The organism is Stenotrophomonas sp. 24(2023) (genome assembly GCF_030913365.1).
GTDB lineage: Bacteria > Pseudomonadota > Gammaproteobacteria > Xanthomonadales > Xanthomonadaceae > Stenotrophomonas.
Genome location: NZ_CP133160.1, coordinates 2,687,829 through 2,699,517 on the forward strand (window position 1 = coordinate 2,687,829; position 11,689 = coordinate 2,699,517).

11 protein-coding genes and 1 tRNA gene are annotated in these 11,689 nt (G+C 70.0%); 6 read left to right on the plus strand and 6 right to left on the minus strand.

Going from position 1 to position 11,689, the window contains the following annotated elements:
* Nucleotides 1-59 precede the first annotated feature (59 nt).
* Both Q9R17_RS11920 and wrbA read right to left on the minus strand, forming a co-directional pair.
* Nucleotides 60-398, minus strand: a complete 339-nt coding sequence (locus Q9R17_RS11920) for a DUF2069 domain-containing protein (protein ID WP_308154856.1) — start codon at nucleotides 396-398, stop codon at nucleotides 60-62.
* Complete coding sequence (gene wrbA, locus Q9R17_RS11925) at nucleotides 395-988, minus strand: NAD(P)H:quinone oxidoreductase (RefSeq protein WP_308154857.1); 594 nt, start codon at nucleotides 986-988, stop codon at nucleotides 395-397. Before wrbA ends, Q9R17_RS11920 begins: the two co-directional genes overlap by 4 nt.
* Before the next feature lie 78 nt (nucleotides 989-1,066).
* Between wrbA and Q9R17_RS11930 the strand changes: the two genes are divergently transcribed.
* A complete protein-coding gene (locus Q9R17_RS11930) occupies nucleotides 1,067-2,341 on the plus strand; it encodes a YihY family inner membrane protein (protein ID WP_308154858.1) in 1,275 nt (424 codons plus the stop codon).
* Nucleotides 2,338-2,910 carry a TlpA disulfide reductase family protein gene (locus Q9R17_RS11935; RefSeq protein ID WP_308154859.1) on the plus strand — a complete coding sequence of 191 codons (573 nt, stop codon included), beginning with the start codon at nucleotides 2,338-2,340 and terminating at the stop codon, nucleotides 2,908-2,910. Before Q9R17_RS11930 ends, Q9R17_RS11935 begins: the two co-directional genes overlap by 4 nt.
* Nucleotides 2,911-3,383: 473 nt before the next feature.
* Here Q9R17_RS11935 and ppk2 read toward each other — a convergent pair whose 3' ends face one another.
* From ppk2 to hemA, 4 genes are read right to left on the minus strand one after another with little or no spacing between them, the layout of a single operon-like run.
* Entirely contained in the window at nucleotides 3,384-4,166 is a 783-nt protein-coding gene (ppk2, locus tag Q9R17_RS11940) for a polyphosphate kinase 2 (RefSeq protein ID WP_308154860.1), read from the minus strand.
* Between the two features lie 46 nt (nucleotides 4,167-4,212).
* Nucleotides 4,213-5,919, minus strand: a complete 1,707-nt coding sequence (locus Q9R17_RS11945) for a tetratricopeptide repeat protein (RefSeq protein WP_308154861.1) — start codon at nucleotides 5,917-5,919, stop codon at nucleotides 4,213-4,215.
* Between the two features lie 2 nt (nucleotides 5,920-5,921).
* Nucleotides 5,922-7,007: a peptide chain release factor 1 gene (prfA, locus tag Q9R17_RS11950; RefSeq protein ID WP_308154862.1), complete on the minus strand. Its 1,086-nt coding sequence runs from the start codon at nucleotides 7,005-7,007 to the stop codon at nucleotides 5,922-5,924.
* The gene (gene hemA / locus Q9R17_RS11955) at nucleotides 6,985-8,268 is read right to left on the minus strand and encodes a glutamyl-tRNA reductase (protein ID WP_308154863.1); all 1,284 of its coding nucleotides are present in this window, start codon (nucleotides 8,266-8,268) and stop codon (nucleotides 6,985-6,987) included. Before hemA ends, prfA begins: the two co-directional genes overlap by 23 nt.
* Before the next feature lie 63 nt (nucleotides 8,269-8,331).
* Here hemA and Q9R17_RS11960 point away from each other — a divergent pair, with 63 nt between their 5' ends.
* The 4 genes from Q9R17_RS11960 to Q9R17_RS11975 all read left to right on the plus strand — a co-directional run bounded on the left by Q9R17_RS11960 (nucleotide 8,332) and on the right by Q9R17_RS11975 (nucleotide 11,624).
* Nucleotides 8,332-10,017 (plus strand): tetratricopeptide repeat protein, encoded by a 1,686-nt coding sequence (locus tag Q9R17_RS11960; RefSeq protein WP_308154864.1) that lies wholly within the window; start codon nucleotides 8,332-8,334, stop codon nucleotides 10,015-10,017.
* A complete protein-coding gene (gene lolB / locus Q9R17_RS11965) occupies nucleotides 10,014-10,670 on the plus strand; it encodes a lipoprotein insertase outer membrane protein LolB (protein WP_308154865.1) in 657 nt (218 codons plus the stop codon). Before Q9R17_RS11960 ends, lolB begins: the two co-directional genes overlap by 4 nt.
* On the plus strand, nucleotides 10,667-11,536 hold the full coding sequence (gene ispE, locus Q9R17_RS11970; RefSeq protein ID WP_308154866.1) for a 4-(cytidine 5'-diphospho)-2-C-methyl-D-erythritol kinase: 870 nt from the start codon (nucleotides 10,667-10,669) through the stop codon (nucleotides 11,534-11,536). The genes lolB and ispE overlap by 4 nt, the downstream gene beginning before the upstream one ends.
* An 11-nt stretch (nucleotides 11,537-11,547) precedes the next feature.
* Nucleotides 11,548-11,624 (plus strand) — tRNA-Gln (locus Q9R17_RS11975).
* Nucleotides 11,625-11,689: the final 65 nt, after the last annotated feature.

Below are 11,689 nucleotides of genomic sequence, written 5' to 3' on the forward strand. Positions count from 1 at the left end.
GGCAGGAACGTCGGCACCAGGGCCGGGAGTGCAGATGATACGGCCCCGCGCCCGCAGCGTCAGCGCCGTTTGCCGAAGCGTGCCCGCAGGCCGGGCAGGCAGGCGGCGAAGATCACCAGCAGGGCCAGGGCGATCTCGATCAGTGCCAGCGTGCGGGTTTCGGGGTGGCTCCACGCGCTCATCACCCCATGGCTGAACCAGCCCAGGGCCAGCACCGAGGCCCAGAAGCCGGCCTTGTGCCAGCCCAGCATCACCGCAAAGCCCAGCACCAGCGGCGGCGCGGTGAACACCAGCTGGGTCGCCAGCCAGTGCTTGTCGTTGATGAACCAGCCCACGTACAGCGCGGCCAGCGCCATCAGCGCCAGCAGCAGCGTGGTGCGCAGCCGGCGCTCGCTCATCGGGCCAACCGCTGGGCGATGTCGGCCACCCGCCGTCCCAGCGCCCGGGCCAGCACGGCCTCGTCATCGCTGGGCTGCGGGTCGTCGGCGGCCCCGGCCACGTGGCTGGCGCCGTAGGGCGTACCGCCGGTGGTGGTGTGGCTCAGCGCCGGCTCGGTGAAGGGAATGCCCACGATCAGGCAGCCGTGGTGCAGCAGCGGCACCTGCATCGACAGCAGCGTGGATTCCTGGCCGCCGTGCATCGAGGCGGTGGAGGTGAAGACCCCGGCGGGCTTGCCGGCCAGCGTGCCGTTCACCCATTCGGCGCCCAGCCCATCCAGGAAGTGCTTCACCGGTGCGGCCATGTTGCCGAAACGGGTCGGGCTGCCCAGCAGCAGGCCATCACAGTCCACCAGGTCCTGCACGCTCACATAGGGAGCCCCCTCGTCGGGTACGGGCGGCTGCGCGGCCTGGGTCACGGCAGCCACCGGTGGCACCGTGCGCAGGCGCGCCCCCATGCCCGGCACCTCGCCGATGCCACGCGCAATCTGGCGTGCCAGCCGTGCCACCGACCCCCCGCGGCTGTAGTACAGCACCAGGATCTCGCCCATCGTCGCCCGCATCTCCTCGTCGTGATGCCCCCAGTATGGCTATCCTGCGCTCATTCCGCATCGGGTACCCTTGCGCCGATGGAACCTCTGGATACGCTCAACCTGTGGATGGAGCGCGCGCGCGACCGCGCACGGGCCGCCAGCTTCGGCCGCTTCCTGTGGCGCCGCTTCCTCGATGACCGCCTGTTCCAGGCCGCCGCCGCGCTGGCCTACACCACCGTGTTCGCGCTGGTGCCGCTGGCCATCGTGGTGTTCGGGGTGCTGTCGGCCTTCCCGGTGTTCGACCGCTGGAGCGACCAGCTCAGCGATTACGTGTTCTCCAACTTCGTGCCCAACGCCGCACGTGCGGCCGAAGGCTACCTGCGCCAGTTCTCGGCCAGCGCCGGGCAGCTGACCGCCGCCGGCTTCATCGCCCTGGTCATCTCGCTGCTGATCACCCTCAACAGCGTGGAGGAGACCTTCAACCAGATCTGGCGGGTCGGTTCCACCCGGCCCAAGCTGACCCGCTTCCTGGTCTACTGGACGGTGCTGACCCTGGGCGCGATGCTGGCGGCGGCATCACTGGCGGTCTCGGCGCGGGTGTTCGCCATGCCGCTGTTCGGTACCCAGGAAGGCCGCTGGCTGGCGGACCTGTCGCTGCACCTGGCACCGGTGCTGATCGAGTTCGTCTGCATCATGCTGGTCTACCGGGTGGTGCCGCACCACACGGTGAAATGGCGCCATGCCGTTCCCGGCGCCGTGCTGGCGGCGATCATGCTGGAACTGGTGAAGTGGGGCATCGGTGCCTACCTGGGCAGCTTCCAGTCCTACCAGAAGCTCTACGGCACGGTGGCGTTCGTGCCGATCCTGCTGCTGTGGATCTACCTGTGCTGGGTGTCGGTGCTGCTGGGCGCATCGCTGTCCTCTTCCATCGCCGCCTTCCGCTACCAGCCGGTGGACCTGCGCCTGCCACAGGGCTACGAGTTCTACGGCCTGCTGCGCCTGCTTGGCCGTTTCCAGCAGGCGCGCGCGCTGGGCAAGGGCCTGGCCGACGATGAGATCCTGCGCCTGGAGCCGCTGCTGACCGATTCGCTGCTGCAGGACCTGGCCTGCGACCTGCAGGCGGTCGGCCTGCTGCGCCGTGACGAGAACGGCGAATGGCTGCTGGCCCGTGACCTGGACCAGGTCAGCCTGGCCGATCTGTACGAATGCACCCAGCTGCGCATCCCGGTCGCCGAACAGCACCTGCCGTACCGTGATGACAGCCTGGGCCGGGCGGCGTTGGCCGCCCTGGATGAACTTCGCCTGCCGCTGCGCGAGAAACTCAAGCGCCGCGTCAGTGACATCTATACCGATTCCGGAGACACCCGATGAAACGCACCCTCCTGCTGCCGGCCGTGGCCGCCCTGCTGCTGGCCGCCTGCAAGCCGGCCGATGCTCCCGCCCCGGCCAGCAGCACGCCGCCGGCACAGGCCCCGGCTCCCGCTCCCGCCACGGCCCAGACCGCCACACCGGACAGCCCCGCCGAGCGCACCACGGCGGAGATGCCGACGCTGCGCATGAAAGCGGTCGATGGCAGCGAGTACGACCTGGCCGCCCACCGTGGCAAGTGGGTGGTGGTGAATTTCTGGGCGACCTGGTGCGCGCCGTGCCGCAAGGAAATGCCGGAGCTGTCGGCGCTGCATGCCCTGCGCAGCAACATCGAGGTGGTGGGTCTGGCCTATGAGGAGATCGAGGTGCCGGAGATGCAGGCGTTCCTGGCCAAGCACCCGGTGACCTACCCGATCGTCATCGCCGACCCGTACGATCCGCCGGCTGATTTCGCCACCCCGCGCGGCCTGCCGCTGACCTACCTGATCGACCCGGCCGGCAAGGTCGCGCACACCTTCCTGGGGCCGATCACCGCCGCGGACATCGAAAAGCAGATCGCCGCCGCGAAGTAAGAAGGAGGGGAGGTGGCAGGGCTGCGCCCTGCACCCGCCGAAGCCAGAGCAACCGCAACCGCAACAGCCGGCATTCCGTGGGATGGCGGGGCACTGTGGGGGTGCGGGGACGCCGTAGACCCACAGTGCCCCGCCTCCGACAGTTGTCCACGATCTGTTGGTAGATCCACGCCATGCGTGGATCAATGCCAATCGAAATCGATTGTTTCGATGTGTGATTGAAAACATCCACGCATGGCGTGGATCTACCTGCCGTCACCAGGAACCTGTCGAAGGTGGGGTGGTGCGGGCAGGCAGGACCGCAGGCGCCATGGATGGCGCCTACGAGCCCCCAGGGACGGGTTTACGGCGTGTCCTGCCTGCCCGCACCGCCCCGCCAGGCCACAGAAAACCCAGAGCCGCCTTGGCTTCTGCCGTTGCGCTTGATCTGGCCCGCAGCAGGTGCAGGGCAGCCGCCCTGCCGACCCTCCCCCTCAATCCTCGAGCGGAAACGCCTCGATCGGCTTGAGCACGTCGTAGCGCTCATGGTGCAGTTCACCCTTCAGCTTCGGCAGCGCCAGCACCGGTTCGTCCACGCGGGTATCGGGCAGGCGGTCCAGCAGGTTGCGCAGCAGCGTCAGCCGGCCACGTCGCTGGTCGTTGAAGTCCACCAGCGTCCACGGCGCCTGTTCGCGATGGGTCGCCCGCAGCATCGCCTCGCGCGCCTCGGTGTAGGCGCTGTACTTGCTACGCGATTTCAGGTCCACCGGTGACAGCTTCCAGCCCTTGAGCGGGTTCTCATGGCGTTCGGCAAAACGCTTTTCCTGCTGCACCTGGTCCACCGCCAGCCAGTACTTGAACAGCAGGATGCCATCGTCCACCAGCAGCTGCTCGAACACCGGCGCCTGGTGCAGGAAGCGCTGGTACTCGTTCTCGCTGCAGTAGCCCATCACCCGCTCCACACCCGCGCGGTTGTACCAGCTGCGGTCCATCAGCACGATTTCACCGGCGGCCGGCAGGTGCGCGGCATAGCGCTGGAAATACCACTGCGTGCTTTCACGGTCGGTCGGCTTGGGCAGCGCCACCACCCTGCACTGGCGTGGGTTGAGGTGTTCGCTGATGGCCTGGATGACGCCGCCCTTGCCGGCGGTATCGCGCCCCTCGAACAGCACCAGCAGGCGTTGGCCGCTGTGCTGTACCCAGCGGGCCATCGCGCTCAGTTCCAGCTGCATCGGCTGCAGCAGGTCGTCGTAGTCCTTGCGCTTGAGCTTGCCCATCGTCACACCACGCGGGAAGGAAGCCCGAGCGTAGCGCAGCCTGTGGTCAGGGGGCGTGCAGGCCCTGCCAGCCGTGCCCGCTGGCCAGGCCCTGCAGCAGCATCGACAGGTCGCTGGCGAAGCCGGTCATGTCGAACACGCCGCTGTGCCGGCTGGCCTGCGCCAGTTCGGCACGCAGCGCCGCACGCGCGGCCGGATCGTTGCCCAGCGCGACGGCCAGGGCGATGAACGCAGCGTCATCGATGACATTCATCCGCGACAGGCCCAGGTGGTGGTTGAGGCTGCCGGCCACGCGCGCGGCGAAGGTATCGCCCGGGCAGGTCAGCACCGGGCAACCGGCCCACAGGGCGTCGGATGCGGTGGTGTGCGCGTTGTACGGGTGCGTGTCCAGGAACAGGTCGGCCAGCGCATAGCGTGCCAGGTACTGCGGGTGCGGCAGCTTGGGCATGAACACCAGCCGTGCCGGGTCCACGCCGGTCTGGCTGGCGGCATCGCGCAGCCGGGCATCGGCCTGGCCGGGCCCGGACAGCAGCCACAGCACGCTGCCCGGCACGCCCTGCAGTACGGCAAAGGCACGCGCCATGCTGCGTGGGTTGAGCTTGTAGCTGTTGTTGAAGCAGCAGAACACCACGCCGTCCTCGGGCAGGCCGCAGGCGGCACGGGTCGGCGGGGCCTGCAGCCTGCGGGTGGTGTCGGAGGGTTGGAAGGCGCGCGGCAGGCGCAGCACGCGCTCGCTGTAGTGGGCTTCCAGCGCCGGTGGCAGGGCGAAGGCATCACCGATCACCGCATCCATCCATGGCGCACCGGACGTGCCCGGGTAGGCCAGCCAGTTCACCTGCAGCGGGGCAGGGCGCATCGCCAGCACTTCCGGCGTGCCGCCGCCGCCCCAGCCACGCAGGTCCAGCAGCACATCGATGCCGGCCGCGCGGATGCGGGCGGCGATGGCGTCATGGTGCAGGCCCTCCAGCGCGTGCACGGTGGTGGCGGCGGCCAACCGCTGGCGGATCGTACTGCCGTCGTCGGCGTTGAGTGCGAACAGGTGCAGCTGCAGGGCCGGCAGCGGCTGCAGCTGCTCGATCAGGGCGACGGTCAGCAGCCCGGTGGGGTGTGCGCCGAAGCCGTTGGACAGCAGGCCGATGCGCAGGGGGCCGTGTGCACGCACGTGTGCCGGCGGCAGGGGGCGCACGCTGGCCGCCACCTGCTGTGCGCGCAGCCGGGCACAGGCCAGCTGTTCGGCGGCAGCAGCGTCTTCGCTGAGGAAGGCGAACGGTTCGACCGCGCCCTGGCCCTGTGCCACGGCAAGGCGTACCTGGGCTGCCAGCGCGTCCAGGTCACGCCAGTCGCACAGGCGGCGCTGCCAGGCCAGCCGCTGCGCGGCGATGTAGGGTTCATCGGGCAGCAGGGCATGCGCGCGCCGGTAGGCCTCGGCGGCACCTTCGGCATCGCCGGCATCTTCCAGCACGTGGCCCAGCCACAGGGCGATGCCGGGGTGCGCGGGGGCACCGGCGGCGGCCTGGCGCAGCAGCTGCGCGGCATCGGCATGCGCGCCGGCCATCCAGGCCACGCGGCCCAGCCGGGCCAGCGCCTCCGGGTGGCCGGGGCGCAACTGCAGCGCCTGTCGTGCGGCCTGTTCGCCGGCACGCAGGTCGCCCGCTTCCAGCTCGGCATCGGCCAGCATCACCCAGGCAATGAAATCACCAGGGTGCTGGCGCACGGCCTGCTGCAACTGCCGGCGCTGCTGCCAGGCCGACATGTTCAGGCCGATGCCGACAGCTGGGCCAGTGCATCGGCCTGGTGTTCGTGCACCAGCCGCTGCACCAGGCTGTCCAGATCGCCGTCCAGCACGTTGGGCAGGTCGTACAGGGTCAGCCCCTCCACGCGGTGGTCGGTGATGCGCCCCTGCGGGAAGTTGTAGGTGCGGATGCGCTGGCTGCGGTCGCCGCTGCCCACCTGCAGGCGCCGCGATTCGGCCTGCGCCGCGTCCTGGCGCTGGCGTTCGGCGTCGAGCAGCTGTGCCTTCAGGCGCTTCATCGCCTTGTCGCGGTTGGCGTGCTGGCTGCGTTCGGTCTGGCACTCCACCACCACGCCGGTCGGTACGTGGGTGATGCGGATCGCCGATTCGGTCTTGTTCACGTGCTGGCCACCGGCACCGGAGGAGCGGAACGTATCCACCTTCAGGTCGGCCGGGTTGATGACCACCTCATCGACTTCCTCGGTTTCGGGAATGATCGCCACCGTGGCCGCCGAGGTGTGGATGCGCCCCTGCGATTCAGTGGCCGGCACGCGCTGCACGCGGTGCGTACCCGATTCGAACTTCAGCCGCGAGAACGCGCCACGGCCGACCACCCGTGCCACCACTTCCTTGTAGCCGCCGTGTTCGCCGGGGTTGTCCGATTCGATCTCCACCTTCCAGCCCTGCCGTTCGGCATAGCGGGCATACATGCGGAACAGGTCGCCGGCGAAGATCGCCGCCTCGTCGCCGCCGGTGCCGGCGCGCACTTCCAGGAACAGGTTGCCGTCGTCGCGCGGGTCGCGCGGTACCAGCAGCAGGGCCAGTTCGTCTTCCAGTTCGCGCAGGCGCGCCTGTGCGGTGCCGATCTCCTCTTCGGCCATCTCGCGCAGGTCCGGGTCGCCGCGCAGGCTTTCGGCGGCGGCCAGGTCGGCCTTGGCACGGGCTTCGGCGGCCAGCGCGGTCGCGACCGGTTCCAGTTGGGCGAATTCGCGCGAAAGGTCGCGGAAACGGGTGTTGTCGGCGACCACATCGGGTTCGGCGAGCAGGCGTTCCAGTTCTTCGCGGCGCTCGGCCAGCGCTTCGAGCTTACGGCGCAGGGTCGGCGTCATCGTGTCTCACGGGTGGGTGGGCATAGCCCGGCTTGGCCGGGAACAGGCGCTCGGCAGCGCGGGTCAGGTCGGCATCGCCGGTCAGCGCCGCCGCGCGCAGCGCAGCGGTCGGCGGGTGCAGCAGGCGGTTGGTCAGGCCGTGGGCCAGCAGTTCCAGCACTTCCTCGGCCGGTTTGCCGTTGGCCAGCTGCTGGCGTGCACGTTCCAGCAGTTCCACGCGGGTGGCTTCGCCGAACGCGCGCAGCTGCTTCAGCGGGGCCTGGTGCGAGGTGGCCTGCTGGATTTCCACGTAGCGGGCCACCTGCAGGTCGATGATGGCCTCGGCTTCGGCAGCGGCTTCACGGCGGCCACGGCGGTTGTCTTCCACCGCCCGTTCCAGGTCGTCCACGGTATACAGGAAGGCATCGTCCAGGCGGGCGACGTCGGCTTCGATGTCGCGCGGCACCGCCAGGTCGAACAGCAGCATCGGCTTGTGCCGGCGTGCGCGCAGGGCCGCGGCCACGGCGGCACGGTGGATCACCGGTTCGCGCGCGGCGGTGGCCGAGAACACCACGTCGGCTTCGGACAGGTGGCGCTCCAGTTCGGCCAGCGGCAGGGCCACGCCGCCGTGGCGGCTGGCCAGGTCCTGGGCGTGGGCCAGCGTGCGGTTGGCGATCAGCAGCCGGCGCACCTTGCCTTCGCTCAGGTGGCGCGCGGCCAGCTCGATGGTCTCGCCGGCACCGACCAGCAGCACCGTCGAATCATCCAGGCGGGCGAAGGCGTTCTGCGCCAGACGCACGGCTGCCGAGGCCACCGAGACCGGGTTGGCCCCGACCTGGGTGTCCGTGCGGGCGCGCTTGGCCACCGAGAAGGTCTGCTGGAACAGCCGGTCCAGGCGCTGGCCCAGCAGGCCGTGCTCGCGCGCGGTCGACCAGGCATCCTTCACCTGGCCCAGGATCTGCGGCTCGCCCAGCACCATCGAGTCCAGCCCGGTCGCCACCCGGAACAGGTGGCGTACCGCCTCGGCGTCGGCGTGCTGGTACAGGTAGCCCTGCAGGTCGCCGGCCTGGGTGCGCAGCCAGGCGTCCAGCGCCTGCGCGTCCTCGGCCACGGCATACAGTTCGGTGCGGTTGCAGGTGGACAGCAGCACCGCCTCGGCAATCTGCGGGGTGTCGCGCAGCGAACCCAGCGCGCGCGGCAGGGCGTCACCGGCGAAGGCGGCGCGTTCGCGCAGCTCCACCGGTGCGGTCTGGTGATTCAGTCCGAGCACCCACAGGGTCATTGTTCAGTTGCTTGCGATAAGCTGCTGGCCATTGGCACACATTTTAAGGCCCCGATGCCGCCGATGCCCGCATTGATTCGCATCCCCAGTGTTCTGCTGCTGTCCCTGGCCCTCAGCCAGGGCCTGGCGGCCGCACCGGCCAAGGCCCCCGTGGCCGCGCCCAGCACCCAGGAACTGGCGCTGGAGCCGGTGATGGCCGGCGAATTCGCCCTGCAGGCGGGCAAGCTGGCCGACGCCGCGCGCTGGTACCTGCAGGCGGCCCAGCAGAGCCGGGACGACGCCGGCCTGGCCGAGCGGGCGACCCGCATCTCGATGCTGGCCAACGATGACGCCCGTGCCGCGCAGGGTCTGGTCCTGTGGGAACAGCGTGCCCCCCGCTCGCTGGCCATGCGCAGCGCCGCTGCCGCCCTGGCCCTGCGCCAGGGCAACGTGAAGGCGGCCGAGGGCGAGCTGCAGGCCCTGCTGAAGGAGCCCGGCGATGAAGGCTGGAAGTTCGCCCTGGGGGCCCTGATCGGTGGTGGCCGTGACCCGGCCCTGCCGGCGCAGGTGCTGGGCGATCTGGTCGATGCCGATGCCTTGCCCGATCGCATCGAGGTCTGGCAGGAATTCGGCCGCCTGGCCCTGCGCATGGACCGGCCTGAACTGGCCAAGCGGATGATCGACGAGGTGGTCAGGCGCTTCCCCGAGGAACCGCGCGTGGCCCTGCTGCACGCCAGCCAGCTGCAGCAGGCCGGCCGCAGCGATGAGGCGCTGGCGCTGCTGCGGGGCGTCGAGCCCAGGACCCGGCAGGATCCGGAGCTGCGCAACGCGGTGGCCATCGCCTATGACGCCCTGGACCAGCCGGCCGCGGCCGAGCGGGTGCTGGCGCAGGGGCCGCAGGACGTGCAGACCTGGGGCATGCGCGCTTCGCTGCTGGCCAAGCAGGGCGACACCGCTGCCCTGTCCGGGCTGTACGGTGAACTGTCGCGCCAGGCGGCCAAGCCGGACCCGGCGCAGCGCCTGCTGCTGGGCAAGATCGCCGAATACCTCAAGCGCTACAGCGAAGCGGTCAACTGGTACCACAGCGTGCCCGGCGGTGATGAGCGCAGCGAGGCGCGCCTGCGCGCGGCCAGTGCGCTGGGCCTGCTCGGCCGCCAGGACAAGGCGCTGGCCGAAGTGCATGCCATCCAGTCCGATGCCGGCATCGACGAGGACGCACGCCGCGATGCCTACCTGCTGGAGGCCGAACTGCGCCAGCGTGCCGGCGATGACGGCGGCGAACTGGATGCCCTGGCGCGTGGCCTGGCGGCCTACCCGGACGAGAACGCGTTGCTGTATGCCCGCGGCCTGGCCTGGGAACGCCGCGATGACATTCCGCGTGCGGAAGCCGACCTGCGCAAGATCCTGGTCACCGAACCGGAAAACGTGGCCGCGCTCAATGCGCTGGGCTACACCCTGGCCGACCGCACCACGCGCTACCAGGAAGCCCTGGAACTGATCGACCGTGCCCGTGTGGCCGAACCGGACAACGCGGCCATCGTCGACAGTTACGGCTGGGTGCTCTACCGCCTGGGCCGCAACGAGGAAGCCCTCGTGCAGCTGCGGCGGGCCTGGACCCTGGCCAAGGATGCCGAGATCGCCGCCCATGTCGGCGAAGTGCTGTGGGTGCTGGGCAAGCATGACGAAGCACGCCACTTCTTCGGTGAAGCGGCCAGGCTGGAACCTGACAACCGCGCGCTGCAGCGCGCCCGCGAGAAGTTCAATCCATGACGTTTTCCCTGATCCGGCCGCTGCTGCTGGCGGCGGTGACTGTGCTGGTCGCTGCCTGTACGTCGGTGGGCACCCAGAAGACCCCCGCTCCGGAGGTCGTCTACACGGTGTCCCCAGCCGCCGAGCGCGCCGAAGAGGCACGTGTTCAGGCCCTGCGCGCGCAGCCGGACTGGAGTTTCCAGGGCCGGGTCGCGGTCAGCAAGGGCAGCAATGGCGGCAGCGGCCGCATTGATTGGGCCCAGCAGGGCAGCGGGTACCGTATCCAGCTCAGCGCACCGGTCACCCGGCAGAGCTGGACCCTGCAGGGCGATGCCGCGCAGGGCGGCGGGCGCCTGGATGGCCTGGGCAATGGCCCGCGCGAAGGCAGCGATGCCCGCCAGCTGCTGCTGGAGGCCACCGGTTGGGACATCCCGGTCAACGAACTGCCGGACTGGACCCGTGGCCTGGTGCTGCGTGGCAGTGGTGACAGCGGCGTGGAACGTGATGCCGAAGGGCGCCCGCGGCGCATGCGGCAGGCGGGCTGGGTCGTGCAGTACCTGGAGTGGTACCCGGCCGCGGACGGTACGCCGGCCCTGCCACGCCGCATCGAGGCCAGCCGCGATGACGCCAAGGTCCGTCTGCTGGTGGACCAGTGGGGGCAGGACACGCCATGAACGTGCGTGATGCCGGCCCGGGCTGGTCCTGGTGGCCGGCCCCGGCCAAGCTGAACCTGTTCCTGCACATCACCGGCCGCCGCGCCGATGGCTACCACGAGCTGCAGAGCGTGTTCCGGCTGCTGGACTGGGGCGACCGCATCGGCCTGCGCCTGCGTGACGACGGCCAGGTACACCGGCAGGGCGAAGGCCTGGCCGGGGTGGCGGCAGCCGACGATCTGGCGGTGCGGGCCGCGCTTCTGCTTAAAAGTGCAGCGAATGTCGCACTTGGTGTCGACATCATCGTTGAAAAGAAGGTTCCGGCCGGTGGCGGGTTCGGCGGTGGGTCCTCGGACGCGGCCACCGTACTGGTGGTGCTGAACCGGCTCTGGAACGCCGGCCTGGACGAGGAGGCGCTGGCCGCGCTGGGCCTGCGCCTGGGCGCCGACGTGCCGGTGTTCGTGCGCGGCCGCAACGCCTGGGCCGAAGGGGTGGGGGAGCGCCTGACCCCGGTCGCCCTGCCGCCGGCCTGGTATGTCATCGCCGATCCGGGCGTTCATGTCCCCACGCCGGCCCTGTTTGCAGATCCGGATTTGACGCGCGACACCCCGCCAGCGAAAATAGAGGACTTCGCTTCCGGGTCTGTGTCCGGCAATGCGTTCGAACCGGTGTTGCGCCGCCGTGAGCCAGCCGTCCAGGCCGTGCTTGCTGCGTTGAGCGGGATCGGAACGGCGCGGCTGACCGGGTCGGGTGGCGGTTGTTTCGTCGAGTTCGCTTCGCAGGCTGCCGCCGAGCAGGGACGAGCGAAGTTGCCGAAGGAGCTGCGGGCATGGGTGGCAGCGGGCGCATCGCGTTCGCCGTTGCTGGATGCACTCGAGCGACACTGATTTACCGATGCAGGGGCGTCGCCAAGAGGCCCAAGGCACCAGGTTTTGATCCTGGCATTCGTAGGTTCGAATCCTACCGCCCCTGCCAATGCGGCTGTGTCCGCGCCCTCCAGCGCATGCCTGCGCGGGACGTGGACATCGCTGCGGTGTTGT

Coding starts and splice junctions, on each gene's coding strand:
- ispE (WP_308154866.1), top strand. CDS start 10,667: ATGAACGTGCGTGATGCCGGCCCGGGCTGGTCCTGGTGGCCGGCCCCG.
- Q9R17_RS11920 (WP_308154856.1), bottom strand. CDS start 398: ATGAGCGAGCGCCGGCTGCGCACCACGCTGCTGCTGGCGCTGATGGCG.
- prfA (WP_308154862.1), bottom strand. CDS start 7,007: ATGACGCCGACCCTGCGCCGTAAGCTCGAAGCGCTGGCCGAGCGCCGC.
- ppk2 (WP_308154860.1), bottom strand. CDS start 4,166: ATGGGCAAGCTCAAGCGCAAGGACTACGACGACCTGCTGCAGCCGATG.
- wrbA (WP_308154857.1), bottom strand. CDS start 988: ATGGGCGAGATCCTGGTGCTGTACTACAGCCGCGGGGGGTCGGTGGCA.
- Q9R17_RS11930 (WP_308154858.1), top strand. CDS start 1,067: ATGGAACCTCTGGATACGCTCAACCTGTGGATGGAGCGCGCGCGCGAC.
- Q9R17_RS11945 (WP_308154861.1), bottom strand. CDS start 5,919: ATGTCGGCCTGGCAGCAGCGCCGGCAGTTGCAGCAGGCCGTGCGCCAG.
- hemA (WP_308154863.1), bottom strand. CDS start 8,268: ATGACCCTGTGGGTGCTCGGACTGAATCACCAGACCGCACCGGTGGAG.
- Q9R17_RS11960 (WP_308154864.1), top strand. CDS start 8,332: ATGCCCGCATTGATTCGCATCCCCAGTGTTCTGCTGCTGTCCCTGGCC.
- Q9R17_RS11935 (WP_308154859.1), top strand. CDS start 2,338: ATGAAACGCACCCTCCTGCTGCCGGCCGTGGCCGCCCTGCTGCTGGCC.
- lolB (WP_308154865.1), top strand. CDS start 10,014: ATGACGTTTTCCCTGATCCGGCCGCTGCTGCTGGCGGCGGTGACTGTG.